The sequence below is a fragment of the Kribbella steppae genome (assembly GCF_004342025.1).
Classification (GTDB): Bacteria; Actinomycetota; Actinomycetes; order Propionibacteriales; family Kribbellaceae; genus Kribbella; species Kribbella steppae.
In genome coordinates this window covers 921,577-940,285 of sequence record NZ_SLWN01000001.1, presented here as the reverse complement: position 1 = coordinate 940,285, position 18,709 = coordinate 921,577, and the positions used below count along the sequence as shown (strand labels likewise).

24 protein-coding genes are annotated in these 18,709 nt (G+C 67.8%); 16 read left to right on the top strand and 8 right to left on the bottom strand.

Annotated features, from left to right (window positions below):
- The 4 genes from ettA (at window position 1) to EV652_RS04410 (ending at window position 3,264) form a co-directional block, all read left to right on the top strand.
- Window positions 1-1,683 (top strand): energy-dependent translational throttle protein EttA, encoded by a 1,683-nt coding sequence (gene ettA, locus EV652_RS04425; protein WP_132207609.1) that lies wholly within the window; start codon window positions 1-3, stop codon window positions 1,681-1,683.
- A gap of 146 nt (window positions 1,684-1,829) precedes the next feature.
- The gene (locus EV652_RS04420) at window positions 1,830-2,168 is read left to right on the top strand and encodes an ArsR/SmtB family transcription factor (RefSeq protein ID WP_132207608.1); all 339 of its coding nucleotides are present in this window, start codon (window positions 1,830-1,832) and stop codon (window positions 2,166-2,168) included.
- Window positions 2,165-2,641, top strand: coding sequence for an SRPBCC domain-containing protein (locus EV652_RS04415; RefSeq protein WP_132207607.1), 477 nt, complete (start codon window positions 2,165-2,167; stop codon window positions 2,639-2,641). Before EV652_RS04420 ends, EV652_RS04415 begins: the two co-directional genes overlap by 4 nt.
- Window positions 2,638-3,264 carry a dihydrofolate reductase family protein gene (locus EV652_RS04410; RefSeq protein WP_132207606.1) on the top strand — a complete coding sequence of 209 codons (627 nt, stop codon included), beginning with the start codon at window positions 2,638-2,640 and terminating at the stop codon, window positions 3,262-3,264. Before EV652_RS04415 ends, EV652_RS04410 begins: the two co-directional genes overlap by 4 nt.
- Here the strand turns inward: EV652_RS04410 and EV652_RS04405 are convergent, their stop codons facing one another.
- On the bottom strand, window positions 3,265-4,158 hold the full coding sequence (locus tag EV652_RS04405) for an aminoglycoside phosphotransferase family protein (RefSeq protein WP_132207605.1): 894 nt from the start codon (window positions 4,156-4,158) through the stop codon (window positions 3,265-3,267).
- A 43-nt stretch (window positions 4,159-4,201) separates the two neighbouring features.
- On the bottom strand, window positions 4,202-4,657 hold the full coding sequence (locus EV652_RS04400; RefSeq protein WP_199237989.1) for a MarR family winged helix-turn-helix transcriptional regulator: 456 nt from the start codon (window positions 4,655-4,657) through the stop codon (window positions 4,202-4,204).
- 92 nt (window positions 4,658-4,749) lie between these two features.
- Here EV652_RS04400 and EV652_RS04395 point away from each other — a divergent pair, with 92 nt between their 5' ends.
- Window positions 4,750-6,117: an FAD-dependent oxidoreductase gene (locus EV652_RS04395; RefSeq protein ID WP_132207604.1), complete on the top strand. Its 1,368-nt coding sequence runs from the start codon at window positions 4,750-4,752 to the stop codon at window positions 6,115-6,117.
- Between the two features lie 13 nt (window positions 6,118-6,130).
- Here the strand turns inward: EV652_RS04395 and EV652_RS04390 are convergent, their stop codons facing one another.
- Entirely contained in the window at window positions 6,131-6,589 is a 459-nt protein-coding gene (locus EV652_RS04390) for a MarR family winged helix-turn-helix transcriptional regulator (protein WP_132207773.1), read from the bottom strand.
- 145 nt (window positions 6,590-6,734) lie between these two features.
- Between EV652_RS04390 and EV652_RS04385 the strand changes: the two genes are divergently transcribed.
- A complete protein-coding gene (locus tag EV652_RS04385) occupies window positions 6,735-7,310 on the top strand; it encodes a YceI family protein (protein WP_132207603.1) in 576 nt (191 codons plus the stop codon).
- Window positions 7,311-7,351: 41 nt separating this feature from the next.
- Here EV652_RS04385 and EV652_RS04380 read toward each other — a convergent pair whose 3' ends face one another.
- A complete protein-coding gene (locus tag EV652_RS04380; RefSeq protein ID WP_132207602.1) occupies window positions 7,352-7,951 on the bottom strand; it encodes a TetR/AcrR family transcriptional regulator in 600 nt (199 codons plus the stop codon).
- Between the two features lie 71 nt (window positions 7,952-8,022).
- Between EV652_RS04380 and EV652_RS04375 the strand changes: the two genes are divergently transcribed.
- From EV652_RS04375 to EV652_RS04365, 3 genes are read left to right on the top strand one after another with little or no spacing between them, the layout of a single operon-like run.
- Window positions 8,023-9,168 carry an acyl-CoA dehydrogenase family protein gene (locus tag EV652_RS04375; protein WP_132207601.1) on the top strand — a complete coding sequence of 382 codons (1,146 nt, stop codon included), beginning with the start codon at window positions 8,023-8,025 and terminating at the stop codon, window positions 9,166-9,168.
- A 12-nt stretch (window positions 9,169-9,180) separates the two neighbouring features.
- Window positions 9,181-10,401 carry an acetyl-CoA C-acetyltransferase gene (locus tag EV652_RS04370; RefSeq protein ID WP_132207600.1) on the top strand — a complete coding sequence of 407 codons (1,221 nt, stop codon included), beginning with the start codon at window positions 9,181-9,183 and terminating at the stop codon, window positions 10,399-10,401.
- On the top strand, window positions 10,401-11,156 hold the full coding sequence (locus EV652_RS04365; protein ID WP_132207599.1) for an SDR family oxidoreductase: 756 nt from the start codon (window positions 10,401-10,403) through the stop codon (window positions 11,154-11,156). Before EV652_RS04370 ends, EV652_RS04365 begins: the two co-directional genes overlap by 1 nt.
- A gap of 2 nt (window positions 11,157-11,158) precedes the next feature.
- Here EV652_RS04365 and EV652_RS04360 read toward each other — a convergent pair whose 3' ends face one another.
- Window positions 11,159-11,731: a TIGR03086 family metal-binding protein gene (locus EV652_RS04360; RefSeq protein WP_242001542.1), complete on the bottom strand. Its 573-nt coding sequence runs from the start codon at window positions 11,729-11,731 to the stop codon at window positions 11,159-11,161.
- 53 nt (window positions 11,732-11,784) lie between these two features.
- Here EV652_RS04360 and EV652_RS04355 point away from each other — a divergent pair, with 53 nt between their 5' ends.
- Window positions 11,785-12,759, top strand: a complete 975-nt coding sequence (locus tag EV652_RS04355; protein WP_132207598.1) for a helix-turn-helix transcriptional regulator — start codon at window positions 11,785-11,787, stop codon at window positions 12,757-12,759.
- Here EV652_RS04355 and EV652_RS04350 read toward each other — a convergent pair.
- Window positions 12,750-13,295, bottom strand: a complete 546-nt coding sequence (locus EV652_RS04350; RefSeq protein WP_132207597.1) for a hypothetical protein — start codon at window positions 13,293-13,295, stop codon at window positions 12,750-12,752. The two genes, EV652_RS04355 and EV652_RS04350, sit on opposite strands and share 10 nt — an antisense overlap.
- 285 nt (window positions 13,296-13,580) lie before the next feature.
- Here EV652_RS04350 and EV652_RS04340 point away from each other — a divergent pair, with 285 nt between their 5' ends.
- Both EV652_RS04340 and EV652_RS04335 read left to right on the top strand, forming a co-directional pair.
- Complete coding sequence (locus EV652_RS04340; RefSeq protein ID WP_132207595.1) at window positions 13,581-14,489, top strand: GNAT family N-acetyltransferase; 909 nt, start codon at window positions 13,581-13,583, stop codon at window positions 14,487-14,489.
- Window positions 14,490-14,626: 137 nt separating this feature from the next.
- Window positions 14,627-15,511 carry a GNAT family N-acetyltransferase gene (locus EV652_RS04335; protein ID WP_132207594.1) on the top strand — a complete coding sequence of 295 codons (885 nt, stop codon included), beginning with the start codon at window positions 14,627-14,629 and terminating at the stop codon, window positions 15,509-15,511.
- Here the strand turns inward: EV652_RS04335 and EV652_RS04330 are convergent.
- A complete protein-coding gene (locus EV652_RS04330) occupies window positions 15,508-15,963 on the bottom strand; it encodes a MaoC family dehydratase (RefSeq protein ID WP_132207593.1) in 456 nt (151 codons plus the stop codon). The genes EV652_RS04335 and EV652_RS04330 overlap by 4 nt on opposite strands.
- Window positions 15,964-15,983: 20 nt before the next feature.
- A complete protein-coding gene (gene fabG, locus EV652_RS04325) occupies window positions 15,984-16,739 on the bottom strand; it encodes a 3-oxoacyl-ACP reductase FabG (protein WP_132207592.1) in 756 nt (251 codons plus the stop codon).
- 90 nt (window positions 16,740-16,829) lie between these two features.
- Here fabG and EV652_RS04320 point away from each other — a divergent pair, with 90 nt between their 5' ends.
- The 4 genes from EV652_RS04320 (at window position 16,830) to EV652_RS04305 (ending at window position 18,699) form a co-directional block, all read left to right on the top strand.
- Window positions 16,830-17,267: an acyl-CoA thioesterase gene (locus EV652_RS04320; RefSeq protein WP_132207591.1), complete on the top strand. Its 438-nt coding sequence runs from the start codon at window positions 16,830-16,832 to the stop codon at window positions 17,265-17,267.
- Window positions 17,268-17,385: 118 nt separating this feature from the next.
- Window positions 17,386-17,805, top strand: coding sequence for an acyl-CoA thioesterase (locus EV652_RS04315; protein ID WP_132207590.1), 420 nt, complete (start codon window positions 17,386-17,388; stop codon window positions 17,803-17,805).
- 15 nt (window positions 17,806-17,820) lie between these two features.
- Window positions 17,821-18,240 (top strand): globin, encoded by a 420-nt coding sequence (locus tag EV652_RS04310; RefSeq protein WP_132207589.1) that lies wholly within the window; start codon window positions 17,821-17,823, stop codon window positions 18,238-18,240.
- A gap of 27 nt (window positions 18,241-18,267) precedes the next feature.
- On the top strand, window positions 18,268-18,699 hold the full coding sequence (locus tag EV652_RS04305) for an OsmC family peroxiredoxin (RefSeq protein WP_132207588.1): 432 nt from the start codon (window positions 18,268-18,270) through the stop codon (window positions 18,697-18,699).
- The last annotated feature ends 10 nt before the right edge of the window (window positions 18,700-18,709 follow it).

Below are 18,709 nucleotides of genomic sequence, written 5' to 3'. Positions count from 1 at the left end.
ATGGCGGATTTCATCTACACGCTTCGCAACGTCCGGAAGGCACACGGCGACAAGGTCGTTCTCGACAACGTCACGCTGAACTTCCTGACCGGCGCGAAGATCGGCGTGGTCGGGCCCAACGGCACCGGCAAGTCGTCGCTGTTCAAGATCATGGCGGGGCTCGACCAGCCCTCCAACGGCGAAGCGCGGCTGGCCGACGACGCGACGGTGGGGATCCTGCTGCAGGAGCCGCCGCTGACCGAGGGCAAGACGGTCCTGGAGAACGTTGAGGAAGGTGTCGGCGACACCAAGCAGAAGCTGGACCGCTTCAACGAGATCTCCGCCGAGCTGGCCGACCCCGATGCGGACTACGACACGCTGCTCGCCGAGATGGGGGACCTGCAGACCGAGCTGGACCACCGCAACGCCTGGGACATCGACGCTCAGCTGGAGCAGGCGATGGACGCGCTGCGCTGCCCGCCGGCGGAACTGCTGGTGGACAACCTGTCCGGTGGTGAGCGTCGCCGGGTCGCGCTCTGCAAGCTGCTGCTGCAGCAGCCCGACCTGCTCCTGCTCGACGAGCCCACCAACCACCTGGACGCCGAGTCCGTGCAGTGGCTGGAGTCGCACCTGCAGAAGTACCCGGGCGCCGTCATGGCGATCACCCACGACCGGTACTTCCTGGACAACGTCGCCGAGTGGATCCTGGAAATGGACCGCGGCCGGACCTATGGGTACGAGGGCAACTACTCGAAGTACCTGGAGACCAAGCAGGAGCGTCTGGTCGTCGAAGGCCGCAAGGACGCGAAACGGCAGAAGATCCTGGAGCGCGAGCTCGAGTGGGTCCGGTCGAACGCGAAGGCCCGGCAGACCAAGAGCAAGTCCCGGCTGGCCCGGTACGAGGAGCTCGCGGCCGAGGCGGAGCGCTCCCGCAAGCTCGACATCGACGAGATCAACATCCCGTCGGGTCCGCGGCTGGGCAGTACGGTCCTGGAGGCCGTCAAGCTGGAGAAGGGCTTCGGCGACCGCAAGCTGATCGACGGCCTGAACTTCTCGCTGCCGCGGGCCGGCATCGTCGGTGTGGTCGGCCCGAACGGTGTCGGCAAGTCGACGCTGTTCCGGATGATCGTCGGTCAGGAGACGCCGGACGCCGGCTCGCTGAAGCTCGGCGAGACGGTGCGGATCTCGTACGTCGACCAGTCGCGCGGCGGCCTGGACCCGAAGAAGACGGTCTGGGAGCAGGTCTCCGACGGCCTCGACCACATCAAGGTCGCGAACTTCGAGATGCCGAGCCGGGCGTACGTCGCCTCGTTCGGCTTCAAGGGCCCGGACCAGCAGAAGCCGACCGGCGTCCTGTCCGGCGGTGAGCGGAACCGGCTGAACCTCGCGCTGACCCTGAAGATGGGCGGCAACCTGCTGCTGCTCGACGAGCCGACCAACGACCTGGACGTGGAGACCCTGCAGTCGCTCGAAGACGCGCTGCTGGAGTTCCCGGGCTGTGCCGTGGTCGTATCCCACGACCGGTGGTTCCTGGACCGGGTGGCGACGCACATCCTGGCCTGGGAGGGCACCGAGCAGGACCCGGCGAAGTGGTTCTGGTTCGAGGGCAACTTCGCGTCGTACGAGGCCAACAAGGTCGAGCGACTCGGCCCGGAAGCCGCTCGTCCGCACCGGGTGACCTACCGGAAGCTCACGCGGGACTGAGCAGAAGAGCTCACTCGAGACTGAGCAGAAGACGTTCCAGCGCCCACCTCGCCGCACGCGAGGTGGGCGCCGGCGTTTTCGGTGGGCTCCTTCGAACTCATACTTAGCCCTTGCGTTAAGTATCTGCGGCCGCAATACTTAGCCACATGGCACAGTATTCGTCGGATGTCGACGGTGTGTTCGTCGCCCTCGCCGATCCGACCCGGCGCCGCGTCATCCGGCGGCTCGGCCGCGGCCCGACGAGTGTGGGTGAGCTCGCCGGTGAGTTCCCGATGACGCTGCCGTCGTTCATGAAGCACGTCCGCACGCTGGAGAGCAGCGGCCTGATCCGCACGGTCAAGGTCGGCCGGGTGCGCACCTGCGTGCTCAACCGCGACCGGCTCGCTCTCGTCGACGACTGGCTCGCCGAGCAGCGCCGGATCTGGGAAGACCGCACCGACCGGCTCGAACGTTTCGTCACCGATTCACTGGAGGAGCAGGCATGAACCCGGATCTCGACCTGACCCTGGAGCGGGTCATCCGCGCTCCACGCGCCGTGGTCTGGAGGGCGTGGACCGATCCGGCCCGCTTCGCGCAGTGGTGGGTGCCGGCTCCGGCCGTGTGCCGGGTCGAACGACTGGACGTCCGGCCCGGCGGCGCTATCGTGACGCAACTGAGCGACGACGGCGTGCAGTTCGGCCCGCATCTGGACGCGACCTTCCTTGTGGTCGACGAGCTCGAGCGGCTCGTGTACACGAATGCGATCGACAGCACCTGGCGTCCCGCGGATCCCGCACCGATCGCGATGACGGCCGAGATCAGGCTGGCCGATCACCCGGAGGGCACGGACTACCGGATCGTGGTCCGGCACGGCGATCCGGCCGCCCGTGCCCGCCACGAGGAACTCGGCTTCGCCGATGGCTGGGGTTCGGTCACCAAGCAACTCGCCGACGTCGCGGAGAGCGAGGCCTCGCGATGAAGCTCGTCCTGACCGAGTTCGTCTCCCTCGACGGGGTCAGCCAGGGGCCTGGTTCACCGACCGAGGACACCAGTGACGGCTTCACCCGGGGCGGCTGGCTCGTGCCCTACCTGGACGACCAGTTCGTCCGGCGTACCTCCGACTGGCTCGACCTCGCCGACGGGATCTTGTTCGGCCGGCGGACCTACGAGGCGTTCGCCCGGGACTGGCCGCAGATCACCGACCCGAATGACCCGTACACCGCGCGGATGAACTCGCTACCGAAGTACGTCGTGACCAACACCCTCACCGAGGGGAGTTGGCACCCGACGACCGTGCTGCGCGGCGACGCGGTCCAGACCGTCGGGGATCTCAAGACCCAGCCGGGACGTGAGCTGCAGATCCACGGGAGCGCGCGACTAGGCAATGCCCTGCTGGCGGCCGGTCTCGTCGACACGCTCAGGCTCGTAGTGGCCCCGACCGTAGTCGGTTCAGGGCGACGGCTGATCGAGCATCCAGGCGAAGCCGTCGGCCTTCGACTCGTCGAGCAGCAAGTGACGCCGAGCGGCTTGGTGGTACTCGAGTACGAGGCAGTCGGCGCCGCCCCGGTCGCGGCGTACGAGGGAGTCGCGGCGTTCGTGTAGTCAGGCCTGGGCTTGGTGATCGGCCAGGACCTCGGTGATCACCTGGTGATTGACCTCGGTGTCGCGGTCGGCGGCCAGAGTGATCAGGGCCTTCCAGAGTGCCCAGGCGCGGGCGCGAGCCCAGGTGCCTGCGTCCTGGGCGACAGCGGTGCGGAAGGTCTCGCGGGAGGCCCCGCTGAAGAACGTGTAGGCGATGACCAGGTCGCAGGCGGGGTCGCCGACTCCTGATGTGCCGAAGTCGATCACGGCGGACAGTCGACCGTTCTGGACCAGCAGGTTGCCGCTCGCGATATCGCCGTGGAACCACACCGCGGGCCCGTCCCACGGCATCTCCAGTGCGGTCTCCCAGACCTCACGCGCCAGGTCGGTGTCGATCCGGCCCTTGAGTACGGCGAGCGCCTCCATCGTCTCGTCGTGGTAGTACTCCGGCGGCGCACCGCGGTAGAAGCTGTGCGCGCCGGCTTCAGGACCGCCGGTCGCGTCGACGCTCTGCAGGGCGCGGATGAACTCGGCGATCGACCGCGCGAAGTCGTCGAGGTTCGTGACGGTGTCGTGCGACGCGGTCCGGCCGTCGATCCAGCGGCGGATCGCCCAGTGGTAGGGGTAGCCCTGACCCGGCTCACCCTTGGCCACAGCCTCGGGGATCGGCACGGGCAACGCCGGCGCGAGGATCGGCAGCCACTGGTGCTCCTTGTGCACGGCAGCGGTGTAGCTCTCGTGCGTGGGCAGTCGTGCCGTCAGTTCCTCGCCCAGGCGGTAGGTCCGGTTGTCCCAGCCGTCGATCTTCACTGGTGTCACCGGCAGGTGAGCCCATTGCGGGAACTGATCCGCGATCAAGCGCCGTACCAGCGCGGCGTCGATCCCGGCTCGGCCGTCTTGGTGAAAGTCCGTCACGCCACGGGATTCTCCGGGGCACGGTGGAGGGTGTCCAAGCCTTTTAGCTCTCCGCTACAACGTTCGTATCGGACCCGACCGCGTCGGCCAGGAACGCCGAGATCGTCCGGAGTTCGTCGACGCTGCGGGTCGCCAGCATCGCGTGCATCCGGGCGCCCTGCTCGGCGTACAGCGGGACGAGCTTCTCCTGGATCGCTTCGGGCGACGGGGTGACCACGACCTTGCGCCGATCGTGCGGGTCGGGCCTGCGGGTGACCAGCCCCAGGGTCTCCAGCCGGTCGATGACGCCGGTGACCGTGCCGGAGGTGAGGCCGGTGTGCTCTGCGAGCTGCCGCGGTGTCAGCGGGCCGTAGGTCTGCAACAGCGTCATGAACTGGGAGTCGCTGGCGCCCAGGCCCACCTTCGCGGAGACCGCGTGGTTGAACAGGATGACATCCGCGATCAGCCGGACCATCCGCTCCTGGATCTCGGCGGCGAGCTCTTCTCGGGAACTGGTCATGGTTCGCCTCAGCATAGGGCTTGTATTTCTCTCGGATCTCCAAGATACTCGGAATACCAAGATACTTGAAGATCCGAGATGAGGAGTTGGAGATGAAGGTGCTGGTGATCGGCGGCGGGACCGGTGGTCTGGCGCTGGCGCACGGTCTGAAGCGCGCTGGGATCGGTGTGACCGTGTTCGAGCGGGACGCGCTGCGGACCGACGGGCTGCACGGCTACCGGGTCGGCATCGATCCGGACGGCAGCCGAGCGCTGCACGCGCTGCTGCCGAAGGAGTTGTACGACACGTTCGTGGCGACCAGGGCGCGCGACCCGAAGTACTTCAACATGCTCACCGAGGACCTCAAGGAGGTCCTGTCGCTCGACCTGCCGCCGGTCACCGACCCGGTGGCGAGCGAGAAGTCGATCAGCCGGATGACGCTGCGCCAGGTGCTGCTGACCGGACTCGAGGATGTGGTCGAGTTCGGCAAGGAGTTCACCCGCTTCGAGCAGGACGGCGATCGCGTCACGGCGTACTTCGCGGACGGGACACAGGCGACCGGTGACCTGCTGGTGGCGGCCGACGGGGCTCATTCGCGCGTACGACGCCAATACCTGCCGCAGGCGACGACGGAGGAGACCGGGATCATCGCGATCGCCGGGAAGCTGCCGATCACCGAGGAGAGCGCGAAACTCGTGCCGCCGAAGGTGTTCGAGGGCATCACGATGGTGACCGCTCCACGCGGGCTGGCGTGCATCCTGCACGTGATGGAGTTCCAGTGGGACCGCGACGGGAACGTGAAGAGCGGTATCGGTGGCAACACCGAGGAGCTGATCCGGCGCTGGCCGGGGCTCCAGTTCGACAACACCCGCGACTACATCAACTGGGGCCTGTCGGCGACCGCGGACAAGCTGCCGGCGAACGTGATGGAGCTGCGCGGGCGTGAGCTGATCGATGCGGCGCTCCGGCTGACTCCCGGATGGCACCCGAATCTGCGCCGGCTGTTCGAGCTGACCGATCCCGGCACCGCCTTCCCGGTGAACATCTGGACCTCGGTCCCGCTCGAGCCGTGGCAGACGACCAACGTGACGCTCCTCGGCGACGCGATCCACACCATGACGCCAGGCCGCGGAGTCGGCGCGAACACCGCGCTGCGCGATGCGGTCAACCTCTGCAGGCAGCTGATCGCCGTACGCGATGGGCGACAGGAGCTGATCGCGGCCGTGCGTGAATACGAGGCGAAGATGATCGAGTACGGCTTCGATGCGGTGATCAAGTCGCGGGCGCAGATGACGGCTGACGACCCGGTCCACAAGCCGGTGGTCGGCCGGTTGGCGCTCGCCGGAATGCGAACGGCGATGCGCGCGGTGAATCACCTGCCACCGGCCAAACGCCGCATGCGCGACTCGATGCTCGCCTACCGCGGCGCCGACCGCACCGAACTGACTCTCGAGATCACTCCGCCCGCGCCGGTGAGCTGACCGGGGCGGGGAGTCAGCGCTGGCCGATGTGCTCCGAGACGGAATCGAAGACACGTCCGACCGCGGCGAAATCGTCCGGGTCGGCCAGGTCGACGAGGTTGGCGCGGACGCCCTCGACGTGGGTGGGGGCGGCCTGCTCCAGGAGGGTGAGGCCGGCCTCGGTGAGCTCGGCCCAGACGCCGCGCTTGTCGCTGGTGCACGACGTACGGCGGACCAGCTCGGCAGCCTCGAGGCGCCCCACGGTGTGGGTCAGCCGGGAGCGGCTCTGGTGCAGTCGGTCGGCGAGGTCGGCCATGCGGAGACGGCGGTCGGGGGCTTCGGAGAGCCGGACCAGGATCTCGTAGTCGTTGATACCGATGCCGAACTGACGCAGGTCGTCGTCCAGCTTCGCCATCAGGCGCGCGGTGCCCAGCAGGTACGCGCGCCACGCCACCTGCTGCTCGGCGTTGAGCCACCGGGTCTCAGTCGTCATCGTCACGGGATCAGTGTACCGGGAATGTAGTTGACATTTAAACCGTTCCTCTCTAGTGTCGTAGCTAAGAGATTGAACATTGAACTTCCCCCTGGCTGCGTCGACCCTGACCAGCACGCCCCCACGTAAGACCCGAGAGGAACCAATGAGCGAGACCGTTACCACCGGCACAACCCCGACCAGCACCATCCCCGGCCTGGTCGCCGGTACCTACGCGATCGACCCCGCGCACAGCGAGATCGGCTTCACCGTCCGGCACCTGATGACCAAGGTCCGCGGCACCTTCCAGGAGTACGCCGGCGACATCGTCGTCAAGGACTCCCTGGAGGAGTCGACCGCCAACGTCGTCGTCGAGCTGGGCTCCGTCCACACCCGCAGCGAGCAGCGCGACGGTCACCTGCGGTCCGGCGACTTCTTCGACGCCGAGAACAGCCCGAAGATGACCTTCACCAGCATCGCCCTCAAGCCGGAGGGTGACGACTACGTCCTGGCCGGCGAGCTGACCATCAAGAACGTGACCAAGCCGATCGAGCTCGCGGTCGAGTTCCTCGGCGTGGACCAGAACGCCTACGGCCAGACCATCATCGGCTTCGAGGCCTCCGCGCAGATCAGCCGCAAGGAGTGGGGCATCGACTTCAACGTGCCGCTCGAGGGTGGCAAGCTGCTGATCGGTGACAAGGTGGACATCCACCTGGACGTTCAGGCCGCCCTCCAGGTCTGACGCAGCTTCAAGGCCCCGCACCTCTTGGTGCGGGGTCTTTGCTATGTCTGGACCATGCGGTGGGCCAGATCCGCGTAGAGCGTGCCCAAAGCCTCCGGGTCCCCGCGATGCGACGTGTACCAGCGGGCGACGTCGATGGCCAGCGAGAGTACGGCGAGCGTCGTACCCGGGAGGTCGGAGACGGCGAAGGACCCGTCGCGGATGCCGTCGGTCAGGACCTGCTCCAGCTGGCTGGAGATGGCCCGGCGGATCGCGGCCACCTCGGCCAGGTGCTCAGGGGTGAGTGCTGCCAGCTCGTACTGCACGACGCGGGCGATGGTGTGGTGCTCGGCATGCCACGCGGTGAACGCGGAGATCATGCCGCGCAGGCGGTCCGCCGGTGACGAGCCCTGGTCGGCGTTCCGCAGTACGTCGAGAGCCGCACGGTGGCCGTACAGGCTGATCTCGAAGAGCAGCCGCTCCTTGGACGGGTAGTGCACGTAGAGGGCGGCCGGGCTCATCCCCGCCCGCGACGCGATGTCGCGGGTGGTGGTGGCCTGGAAACCCCGCTCGGCGAACGCGTCGATGGCGCCGGTCAGCAGCCGGCGTGCGGCGGCCGGCTGGACGTGCTCCCAGACGAGGGGACTGGTGACTGCGGACACGTTGACACCCTGCCTCAAGTTCGCGAAGCTAAGCAAGCGCTTAGCAACCTGTCTCAATCCTCGGAGGCCCCATGGAACGCGTCATCTTCAATGAGGACCACCACGCTTTCCGGGCGAGCGCGAAGGAGTACTGCGACCGCTCGCTGGTGCCGCGGATGGAGCAGTTCCTCGAGGAGAAGACGATCGACCGGGCCGCCTGGCTGGAGGCCGGCAAGCAGGGCTTCCTCGGGCTGGACGTGCCGGAGGAGTACGGCGGTTCGAGCGTCGGCGACTACCGGTTCAACGCGGTGTTCGCCGAGGAGGTGTCCAAGGTCTCCGCGTCGCTGTCGAGCTGCTTCGGCATCCACTTCGACTGCGCGGCGCCGTACCTGGTGGATCTGGGCACCGAGGAGCAGAAGCAGCGCTGGCTGCCGAAGTTCTGCTCCGGAGAGTACGTCGCCGCGATCGGGATGACCGAGCCGTCCGGCGGCTCCGACCTGGCCGCGCTGAAGACGACGGCGAAGAAGGTCGACGGCGGCTGGCTGATGAACGGGTCGAAGACCTTCATCACCAACGGCGACATGGCCGACCTCGTCATCACCGCCGCCCGCACCGATCCGGCCAAGGGCGCGAAGGGCATCAGCCTGTTCGTGATCGAGGAGGGCATGGACGGGTTCGCCCGCGGCCGCAAGCTCGACAAGGTCGGCCAGACCGAGTCCGGTACGTCGGAACTGTTCTTCGAGGATGTGTTCGTCCCGGACGAGAACGTGCTCGGCGAGGTGGACCGGGGCTTCATCCACATGATGGAGCGGCTGGCCCAGGAGCGGGTCGGCGCCGCGGTCTGCAACATCGCGCAGGCCACCCAGATCCTGGCCGAGACGATCGAGTACGTGAAGCAGCGCAAGGCGTTCGGCCAGGCGGTCGGCTCGTTCCAGTTCAATAAGTTCCTGGTCGCCGAGCTGGTGACCAAGGCCGAGGTCACCCAGGCGTACGTCGACAACGCGGTCGTCGCGCACGACGAGAACCGGCTGTCGGCCGTGGACGCGGCGAAGGCGAAGTGGTGGAGCGCCCAGGTGCAGAACGAGATCCTGGACGCGTGCGTCCAGCTGCACGGCGGCTACGGGTACATGAACGAGTACCGGGTGGCGCGCGCCTGGCGGGACGCCCGGGTGACGAAGATCTGGGCCGGCAGCAACGAGATCATGAAGGAACTCATCGGCCGCGACTTGGGCCTCTAGGAAGGACCTGCAATGCCTGAAGCAGTCATCGTGTCCACCGCGCGTTCGCCGATCGGCCGCGCGTACAAGGGGTCGCTCAAGGACATCCGGCCGGACGACCTCGCCGTACAGATGATCAAGGCGGCGGTCGACAAGGTGGGGCTGACCGGTGACCAGATCGAGGACCTGGCGGTCGGGTGTGCGGAGCCGCACGACGAGCACGGCGGCAACATGGCCCGCCGGATCGCGGTGCAGCTCGGCTGGGACAACACGCCGGCGACCACGGTCAACCGGTTCTGTGCGTCCTCGACCCAGACCGCGCGGATGGCGTTCCATGCGATCAAGTCCGGTGAGGGCGACATCTTCGTCAGCGCCGGCGTCGAGTGTGTGTCGCGGTACAAGAACTTCGGCTCGGCCGGGGTCGGCGACCCGAGTTCGTTCAACGAGGCCTTCGCCGACGCGGTGCAGCGGACCGAGAAGTACGCCGAGACCAACGACACCTGGCACGATCCGCGCTCCGACGGGCAGATCCCGGACATCTACATCTCGATGGGTCAGACCGCGGAGAACGTGGCGACGCTGAAGGGGATCACCCGGGCCGACCAGGACGCGTTCGGGGTCCGCTCGCAGAACCTGGCCGAGAAGGCAATCGGCAACGGCTTCTTCGACCGCGAGATCGTCCCGGTGACGCTGCCGGACGGGACCGTGGTGAGCAAGGACGACGGCCCGCGGGCCGGGACGACACTGGAGGGCGTCAGCCAGCTCAAGCCGGTGTTCCGGGAGAACGGCACGGTCACGGCCGGCAACTGCTGCCCGCTGAACGACGGCGCCGCCGCGGTCGTGATCATGAGCGACACCAAGGCCAGCGAGCTCGGTCTGACCCCGCTGGCGCGGATCGTGTCGACCGGAGTCAGCGGCCTGTCGCCCGAGATCATGGGCCTCGGTCCGATCGAGGCGTCGAAGCAGGCGCTGGCCCGGGCCGGGATGAGCATCAACGACATCGACCTGGTCGAGATCAACGAGGCCTTCGCGGTCCAGGTGATCGGCTCGGCCCGCGAACTCGGCATCGACGAGGACAAGCTGAACGTGCACGGCGGTGCGATCGCGCTCGGCCACCCGTTCGGATCGACCGGTGCGCGAATCATGACGACCCTGGTGAACGGGCTGCAGTTCGAGGACAAGCAGTTCGGCCTGGAGACCATGTGCGTCGGCGGCGGCCAGGGGATGGCCGTCATCCTCGAGCGTCTCAGCTGATGTCGTTGCAGGACCGTACGGCGATCATCACCGGAGCATCCCGGGGGATCGGGCTGGCGATCGCGCAGCGCCTGGTGGCCGATGGCGCGCGCGTCGTCATCACCGGCCGTACCCAGGAGACGCTCGACCAGGCGGTCGAGTCTCTCGGCGGCCGGGCCCACGCCTTCGCCGTCGCGGGTAAGGCGGCCGACCCGGAGCACCGTGCGAGTGTGGTGGCCGCCGCGGTGGCGACGTACGGGTCGGTGGACCTGCTGGTCAACAACACCGGCATCAACCCGATCTACGGCAAGCTGCTCGACGTCGACCCGGCCGTCGCGACCAAGATGGTCGACACCAATGTGCTGGCCACGATCGCGTGGGTGAAGGCCTGCCGGGACGCGTGGATGCGCGCCCACGGCGGCGCGGTGGTCAACCTGTCCTCGGTGGCCGGCCTGGCGCCGTCACCGGGGATCGGCTGGTACGGCGCGACCAAGGCGATGCTGTCCCGGGTGACGGCTGAGCTGGCGGTCGAGCTGGCGCCGGAGATCCGGGTCAACGCAGTGGCTCCGGCGGTGGTGAAGACCAAGTTCGCCGGAGCCCTCTACGAAGGCCGTGAGGACAAGGTCGCGTCGACCTACCCGCTGCAACGGCTGGGTACGCCGGAGGACGTCGCCTCGCTGGTGTGGTTCCTGCTGTCGGACGAGGCGTCCTGGATCACTGGCCAGACCATCACCATCGACGGCGGCCTCACCCTCAACGGCGGGATCGTCGGCTGACCTTACGGCTGCCGGCCCTGCCAGGCGGCCAGCCGGTCATACGGCGATGCGTCGTCGGCGACCGGTACGACGGGGCCAAACGGGACGTGGCCGCCGCGGGGCTCAGCCGGGATGAACTGCTGGACCAGGGGAAGCAGGTAGGTCGCCAGGTCGTCGTCGAGCCGGTCGAGGCGGCCGGTCGCTTTGGCCAGGTCCCATGCGTGCGTGGTGAGCTCACCGGTGTAGGCGGCGATGGCTGCTGCGCCGGGGAGAGTGCCCCAGGGCAGCTTGCAGGTCTGGTGGAGGACGGCGTCGTTGGCCAGCGTCAGGTCGAGTCGCGCCCGGCGTTCTTTCCAGGTGCCCATGACATCGGCGGTGGTGGTGATCGACGGGATGTCGAGTGCGTTCCCGCCGGTGAGTGCGAGGTTGATCCTGCCCACCACGGACAGCAGGTGACCCTGCAGGGTGCGGACGTCGTACTCCTGGCACGGTGTCGGCAGGTCCAGGTCGTCCGGCTCGACTGCGTCGATCAGCTGCTGAATCTGGTCGAGTGCACGGACGAACATCGGGCGGGGGTCATTCACGAAATCGGTCATGGAGACAGCTTCGGGGTGGATATGAGACATCTTCTGTCGCATATTCTGAAGTCGTGCGAGCCGACCGGTTGCTGCAGATCATCCTGTTGCTGCAGCGCCATGCGCGGTTGAGTGCGCGGGAGCTGGCCGAGCGGCTGGAGGTCTCCACGCGGACGGTGATGCGCGACATGGAGGCGTTGTCGGCGGCCGGCGTACCGGTGTACACCGAGCGCGGTCGCAATGGTGGGTGCGTGCTGCTGCCTGGTTACCGCGCTGACGTGAGTGGTCTGACGCCGCGGGAGGCGCAGGCGTTGTTCGCGTGGTCGGGGCGGGCCGCTCTGTCGGAGGAGCTCGGGCTGCGGGACGCGTTGCAGTCCGCAATGGGCAAGCTGTCGTCGTCGTTGCCGCTGGAGCTCCAAGGCGATGCCGAGGCCTTGTCGGGTGCCATCGTGGTGGATCGTCGCCGGTGGTTCGCGGAGGTCGAGGACACTGGCGCTTTGCCCGTACTGCGGCAAGCCGTGGTGACTCGGCGACGGGTGCGAGTGCTGTACGCGTCGGCGAGTGCTGGGCGGCCTCAGCGTCGTACCGTCGATCCTTGGGGGCTGGTCGAGCAGGCGGGCCGTTGGTATCTCGTCGCTGCGCATCGCGGGGTGGCGCGGATGTACCGGGTGTCACGGGTGCAGGAGGTCGACGTACTGGAGGAGCACGCCGACCGGCCGCCTGACCTGGACCTGCGGGCGGAGTGGGACCGGTTGCGCTCCGGACTCGAGCAGAACCTCCCGGTCGGGGTGGATGTGGTTGTGCGAGTGCGCCCCGAAGTGGTTGAGCAGGTACGACGGATTGCCACACCGATGCTGGCCAAGGGGGAGCAGGCGCGAGACGTACCGTCGGACGACGACTGGCCGCACCTCGCCATGCACTTCCGGGTGCGTGAGGCGGCGTGTGGCGTTCTACTGGGGTTCGCCACCGACGTCGAGGTGCTCGAGCCGCCGGACATTCGCCGGCGCATGCTGGAGCTCGCGACCGCGGCGGTGCGGATCTACGGCTGAGCCGGCCTGGTGGCGACGAAGCGTTGGCGGACGATGATGGTGCCTTCGGCGTCTTCGTCCTCGTTGCGCCAGTGGAAGCCGGACTCGCTGATGTCGGTGAAGATCCAGCGGGTCTTGGCGGCGAGGGGTTCGCGGGCGTCGAGCGTGATGGAGTTCTCGCCGGGGTGACCGATGAACGTCATCACGAAGGCGTACTTCGGGCCCATCCAGGTGGAGCGGAAGGCTTGGAGCTCCGGGTCGTGGATGCGGATGGTGAGACCCCATTCGCCGTCGCCGTCGGTGGGTCGGGCGGCCCGGCTGGGAGTGATCCAGATGTCGGCGACCGCACGGCCGTCCAGGGCCCAGGCGAAGTGCCATTCGCCCTTGGTCTGCCGGGTGACGTTGCCGTCATCGTCGTACCAGCTGACGTCGAGATCCCAGCTGCCGATGAGTCGCGCGAACGGCTGGAAGGCCTCGGCGAACTCGGGCCGCGGCTCGTCGGACACCATCAGACCGGCCAGCACCTCGGCGGCCGCCGCACCATCCGTAATCTGCATAAATGCTATTTACTCCTGACACCCATGGGGTCTGTCAAGAGCGCCCTTGCTTCTCTCGGGCGGAAGGAGGGGGCCTGTGGACTGCCCGCCGCCGGTGACCACGTCGTGTCCCAGCACGATGGCGCTTCCGGCGGTCGGGGCGATCAGTCCGACAGCACCGGGCCACTCTAATGCCAGTCCGCTACACGGCAGAATCACAGAGAGCGCGCACCTGTTGCGATCGCGTTGCTGTTCGTCCCCGGTTAATCCGTGGCGGTCCGCAGGTGTGCTGGTTAGGGTCCGGGCATGACGAGTCGGGTGGTGATCCGGTCGGCCGTGGGCGACGACGCCGACGGGGTGGCGGCGGTACGGCGGGCGGTCTACTCGTACAAGGTGATGTCGCCGGCAGCCACCCGGCACATGATCACCGTGTCGGCTCCGAAGGAGCGTTTCCTCGCGCTGGTCGCGGAGTCCGGTGGCGAGCTGGTCGCCTGGGGATCGGCCGGGCTGAACATCTGGACCAGCGAACCGGGTCAGAGCCACACCTCGATCTACGTGCATCCCGACCATCGCAAACAGGGCATCGGGAGTGCGCTGGCCGACCGGCTGCACCAGCACCTCAGCGAGGTCGGCGCCGTCCGGACGCGCGCGTTCGTGCACCCTGACGGCCTCGAGTTCGCCCGGAATCTCGGGTACGACGGAACGCGGCAGATGCACTACGCAGGCGTCGATCCGCGCGCACTGCCCGACCAGCCCCCGACCCCGGACGGCATCGAGCTGGTGACGATGGATCAGCTCGATCCACGCCAGGCGTACACCGCCGACTCGATCGCCTCACTGGACGAGCCGGGCGATTCTCCGATCGACTCGATCGACTACGACCGTTGGGTCGAGGAGATCTGGAACGGTCCGGCCGTCGACAAGTCACTCAGCGTCGCCGCACTGGCCGGTGACGAGGTGGCCTGCTTCACCGCGGTCGAGACGGACAGCGATCGTGCCTGGTCGGGGATGACCGGGACGATTCCGTCGTACCGGGGCCGCGGGCTGGCCAAGCTGGTCAAGTCGGTCGCGCTGCGTCGCTGCGCCGAGGCCGGGATCACCGCCGCCTACACCTCGAACGACGACGAGAACGGCCCGATGCTTGCCATCAACAACTGGCTCGGTTATCGCCGGGTGCAGACGGAGCTGGGACTGCTGCGCCCGCTGGGTTCGTAGCTGGTCACCCTCGGCTCCGACGTGGCTGATCTTCGAGCAGTGTAAAGAAAGCGCTGAGACAGAGCTGTAATCGATTTCGCATTCGGTCTGCGCCTGACACGCGTTATGTTCCGGAGAACTTCGCCGAAGGAGTTCGCATGGAAGTCAGGCGTGCTGAGCCGGGGGATGTCGAAGGCGCGATCGCGTTGCACGACGCGCATGCGCCGTACCTGGTGGTCACGGCTTCGGCGCTGCGCCGCGGGCTCGGATCCGCTCCCGTGCCGGGCCGTGGAACGTTCGCCGCGCTGGACGCGGGCGAGGTGGTCGGTTGGGCCTCGACCGCACTGATCGCGGGATCGGATCCGCTGGACGGGCAGCTGCGGGTGCTGGTCCGGCCGGACCACCGCGGCCGGGGGATCGGCGCGAAGTTGCTGGAGGCAACGCACGAGGAGTTGCGGACGGGCGGGGCGACGAGCGCGCGGGTGTTCGCGGATCCGTCGACGGTCGAATGGGCCGCTCGCTGGGGATACCAGCAGACCCGGCAGGTGCACTATGCCGGGATCGATCCGCGGAAGGCACCGGACATTCCCGGCATCCCGTCCGGGGTGGAGTTGGTGCCGCTGAACGAGGTCGACCCGCGCAGCCTCTACGAGGCGGACCTGGTCGCCCAGCGGACCAAGCCCGGCGACGCGAAGATCACCACACGGCCGTACGACGACTGGCTGGCCGGAGTGTGGAAGTCACCGGCGATGGTGCTGGATCTCAGCATGGCGGTGGTGTACGAGGGCCGGGTGATCGGGTTCACCCTGGGCAACGGCGACCACACCAAGATCTGGTCGCAGATGACAGCGACGATGCCTGAGTACCGCGGTCGCGGCCTGGCCAAGCTGGTCAAGTGTGCCGCGCTGCACCGGGCCGCCGACGCGGGCGTGGAGGGCGCCTACACCGCCAACTACGACGGCAACACCCCGATGATCGCGGTCAACGAATGGCTCGGCTACCACCGCGTCGCCACCCACGCCGTCCTGATCTGCCCGCTCTAAGGCACGAGCAGTACGACGGTTTCCGCGACGCAGGCGGGTTTCGTCGAGTTCTCCAGCTCGATGACCCAGTTCAGCGAGACCTGGATGCCGGCCGGGGTCTCGGAGGTGTTGGAGATCGAGGCGCTGGCCCGGACGCGGGAGCCGACCGGGACCGGGGCCGGGAAGCGGACCTTGTTCACGCCGTAGTTGAGCTTGGCAGTGACCCCGCTGATCGAGAACAGTTCGTCGCCGAACCGCGCGATCAGGCTCAGGGTGAGATAGCCGTGCGCGATCGTCCCGCCGTACGGGCCCTTCTTCGCGCGCTCGACGTCGACGTGGATCCACTGGTGGTCACCGGTCGCGTCGGCGAAGGTGTTCACCTGCTCCTGGGTGATCTCGAGCCACTCGGACTCACCCAGCTGGGTGCCGACCGCGTGCACGACCTCGTCGATACCGGTGAACGACTGCGCCATCTGCTGCTCCTCAGTGGATGTCAGTTACGAGGTCCGCCGGCGACGTACAGAACCTGACCGGAGACGAACCCGGCCTCCTCGCTGCAGAAGTACGACGCGGCCGCGGCGATGTCGTCCGGCGTGCCGGTCCGGTTCACCGGGATGGTCGCGGCGGTCGCCTTCTTGAACTCCTCGAAGTCGACGCCGACCCGGGCCGCGGTGGCTGCGGTCATATCGGTCTCGATGAAGCCGGGGGCGATCGCGTTCGCGGTGACGCCGAACTTGCCCAGCTCGATCGCCAGCGTCTTCGCCAGTCCCTGCAGGCCGGCCTTCGCGGACGCGTAGTTCGCCTGGCCGCGGTTGCCCAGTGCCGAGGTCGAGGACAGGAACACGATCCGGCCGTAGCCGGCCTCGACCATGTGTGCCTGGCAGGCCCGCGACATCAGGAAGCTGCCCTTGAGGTGCACCGACATGACCGTGTCCCAGTCGTCCTCGGACATCTTGAACAGCAGGTTGTCGCGCAGCACGCCGGCGTTGTTCACCAGGATCGTCGGCGCGCCCAGCTCGGACACCACCCGCTCGACCGCTGCGGTCACCTGGTCCTGCTTGCTGACGTCACAGCCGACCGCGACGGCCTTGCCGCCCGCCTCGGTGATCGCCTTGACGGTGGCCTCGCAGGCGCCCTCGTCGAGGTCGAGCACGGCGACCGCGTTCCCGTCCTTGGCGAGCCGCTGGGCGACAGCCGCGCCGATTCCCCGGGCCGCCCCGGTCACAATCGCCACCCGCTGCTCGGTCATCGGCTGCTCCTATCAGTCCATGGTGATGCCGGGGATGACATTACCCACGCTCCGTCACGTCGGAAGTACCCAGGATGCGATGATCGCCGTGTGGATCATCACAGCACCGGTGAGAACCGCCACGTGTATCACTGTCCGCTGCGCTGGGGAGACCAAGACGCACTCGGCCACGTCAACAACGGCCGGTACGTCGACTACCTCCAGGACGCCCGGGTCGACTTCCTGTTCCGGACCGCGAAGGAACTCGGCGCCGACGACCTGGAGACCGGGCTGCTGGTGGCCCGGCACGAGGTGCAGTACCGCGCGCCGCTGCGCTTCCGGCCTGCACCGGTCCGGATCGAGCTCTGGATCAGCGAGATCAAGGCCGCCTCGTTCACCGTCGACTACGAGATCCTGGACGCCGAGCCGGAGCGGAAGACGTACGTCGAGGCGCGCACCCGGCTGGTGCCGTTCGACTTCGCCGCCAACCGCCTGCGCCGGATCAGCCCGGTCGAGCGCGAGGCCCTGTCCAAGCTGGTGGGCTCGTGACAGTGCTTTTGGCCGGGCCTTCGGCACCGGCGTGGTCATGGGGCCCTGGTTCCCGGCCTTCCCTCGTCACTCCAGTCGCTACGCTCCCTGCGCTCCTCAGTCCAGGCCGGGAGGCCCCATGACCTTCACTCACCCCGTCCTGGTTCGCTGGTCGGACATTGACTCCTACGACCACGTCAACAACGTCCGGTACTTCGACTACCTGCAGGAGGCCCGGATCGCCTTCCTGTCCGAGGTCATCGGTACGACGGGCGACTTCTTCGCCGATCACCCGTGTGTCCTGGTCAGCCAGACCGTCGACTACCTGCGACCGATCCTGCTGAGGCATCCGCCGTACGACGTCGACGTGTGGGTCGAGTCCGTCGGTACGACGTCGTACACGCTCGGCTCCAGGATCATCGACCGCAGCGGCGAGAGTGCGGATGTCTACGCGAAGGCGGTGTCGGTGATCGTCACCGTGGACGGTGAGACGCATGCCAAGCGGCCGCTCGCGTCCAGTGAACGGGACGCCCTGCTCGAGCACGTTGTGACGGCTTGAGACACTGGGACGGTTATGACTGAGCAACTGAGCTTCTACGACGCTGTCGGCGGGGCAGAGACGTTCCACCGGCTGGTGGCGGCCTTCTACCGCGGCGTCGCCGCCGACCCGGAGCTGCGCCCGATGTACCCGGAGGAGGACCTCGGCCCGGCCGAGGTGCGCTTCCGGATGTTCCTGGAGCAGTACTGGGGCGGCCCACGGACGTACTCCGAGCAGCGCGGGCACCCCCGGCTGCGGATGCGGCACGCCCCGTTCGCCGTCACCCCGAGCGCCCGGGACCGCTGGCTCGGCCACATGCGTGCCGCGCTGGACGAGATCGCACTGCCACCGGATCGGGACGAGGAGATCTGGACCTACATGGTGATGGCGGCGCACAGCATGGTGAACACCGACGAACCGCAGTACCCGGGCGCGATCGACGTGTCCGGCCGCTGAATCCCATTCGAAGGAGACAACACGAGCATGGCCGCAACCCGTTCTGCCAAGGCCCACTGGGAAGGTTCGCTGCTGGAGGGGGCCGGTCAGGTCAGCCTCGAGTCGTCGGGCCTGGGCACCTTCGACGTGACCTGGGCCGCCCGGACCAACGACAAGGCCGAGGGCAAGACCAGCCCCGAGGAACTGATCGCAGCGGCGCACTCGAGCTGCTTCAACATGGCCCTCTCGAACATCCTGGCCAAGGCCGGCCACGCGCCGGAGTCCCTCGACACCACCGCCGACGTGACCTTCCAGCCGGGTGAGGGCATCACCGGCAGCAAGATCTCGGTGAACGGCAAGGTTCCGAGCCTGACCGCGGACGAGTTCGCCCAGTACGCCGAGGACGCCAAGAAGAACTGCCCGGTCTCCCAGGCCCTGACCGGCACCACCATCACCCTGGACGTCAGCTTCACCGCCTGACAGCTCCACC

Excerpts from the sequence above, each read along its gene's own strand:
- ettA (WP_132207609.1), top strand. The coding sequence starts at position 1 with ATGGCGGATTTCATCTACACGCTTCGCAACGTCCGGAAGGCACACGGC.
- EV652_RS04420 (WP_132207608.1), top strand. The coding sequence starts at position 1,830 with ATGGCACAGTATTCGTCGGATGTCGACGGTGTGTTCGTCGCCCTCGCC.
- EV652_RS04415 (WP_132207607.1), top strand. The coding sequence starts at position 2,165 with ATGAACCCGGATCTCGACCTGACCCTGGAGCGGGTCATCCGCGCTCCA.
- EV652_RS04410 (WP_132207606.1), top strand. The coding sequence starts at position 2,638 with ATGAAGCTCGTCCTGACCGAGTTCGTCTCCCTCGACGGGGTCAGCCAG.
- EV652_RS04400 (WP_199237989.1), bottom strand. The coding sequence starts at position 4,657 with ATGACCAGTTCCCGAGAAGAGCTCGCCGCCGAGATCCAGGAGCGGATG.
- EV652_RS04395 (WP_132207604.1), top strand. The coding sequence starts at position 4,750 with ATGAAGGTGCTGGTGATCGGCGGCGGGACCGGTGGTCTGGCGCTGGCG.
- EV652_RS04390 (WP_132207773.1), bottom strand. The coding sequence starts at position 6,589 with ATGACGACTGAGACCCGGTGGCTCAACGCCGAGCAGCAGGTGGCGTGG.
- EV652_RS04385 (WP_132207603.1), top strand. The coding sequence starts at position 6,735 with ATGAGCGAGACCGTTACCACCGGCACAACCCCGACCAGCACCATCCCC.
- EV652_RS04375 (WP_132207601.1), top strand. The coding sequence starts at position 8,023 with ATGGAACGCGTCATCTTCAATGAGGACCACCACGCTTTCCGGGCGAGC.
- EV652_RS04370 (WP_132207600.1), top strand. The coding sequence starts at position 9,181 with ATGCCTGAAGCAGTCATCGTGTCCACCGCGCGTTCGCCGATCGGCCGC.
- EV652_RS04365 (WP_132207599.1), top strand. The coding sequence starts at position 10,401 with ATGTCGTTGCAGGACCGTACGGCGATCATCACCGGAGCATCCCGGGGG.
- EV652_RS04360 (WP_242001542.1), bottom strand. The coding sequence starts at position 11,731 with ATGACCGATTTCGTGAATGACCCCCGCCCGATGTTCGTCCGTGCACTC.
- EV652_RS04350 (WP_132207597.1), bottom strand. The coding sequence starts at position 13,295 with ATGCAGATTACGGATGGTGCGGCGGCCGCCGAGGTGCTGGCCGGTCTG.
- EV652_RS04340 (WP_132207595.1), top strand. The coding sequence starts at position 13,581 with ATGACGAGTCGGGTGGTGATCCGGTCGGCCGTGGGCGACGACGCCGAC.
- EV652_RS04335 (WP_132207594.1), top strand. The coding sequence starts at position 14,627 with ATGGAAGTCAGGCGTGCTGAGCCGGGGGATGTCGAAGGCGCGATCGCG.
- EV652_RS04330 (WP_132207593.1), bottom strand. The coding sequence starts at position 15,963 with ATGGCGCAGTCGTTCACCGGTATCGACGAGGTCGTGCACGCGGTCGGC.
- fabG (WP_132207592.1), bottom strand. The coding sequence starts at position 16,739 with ATGACCGAGCAGCGGGTGGCGATTGTGACCGGGGCGGCCCGGGGAATC.
- EV652_RS04315 (WP_132207590.1), top strand. The coding sequence starts at position 17,386 with ATGACCTTCACTCACCCCGTCCTGGTTCGCTGGTCGGACATTGACTCC.
- EV652_RS04310 (WP_132207589.1), top strand. The coding sequence starts at position 17,821 with ATGACTGAGCAACTGAGCTTCTACGACGCTGTCGGCGGGGCAGAGACG.
- EV652_RS04305 (WP_132207588.1), top strand. The coding sequence starts at position 18,268 with ATGGCCGCAACCCGTTCTGCCAAGGCCCACTGGGAAGGTTCGCTGCTG.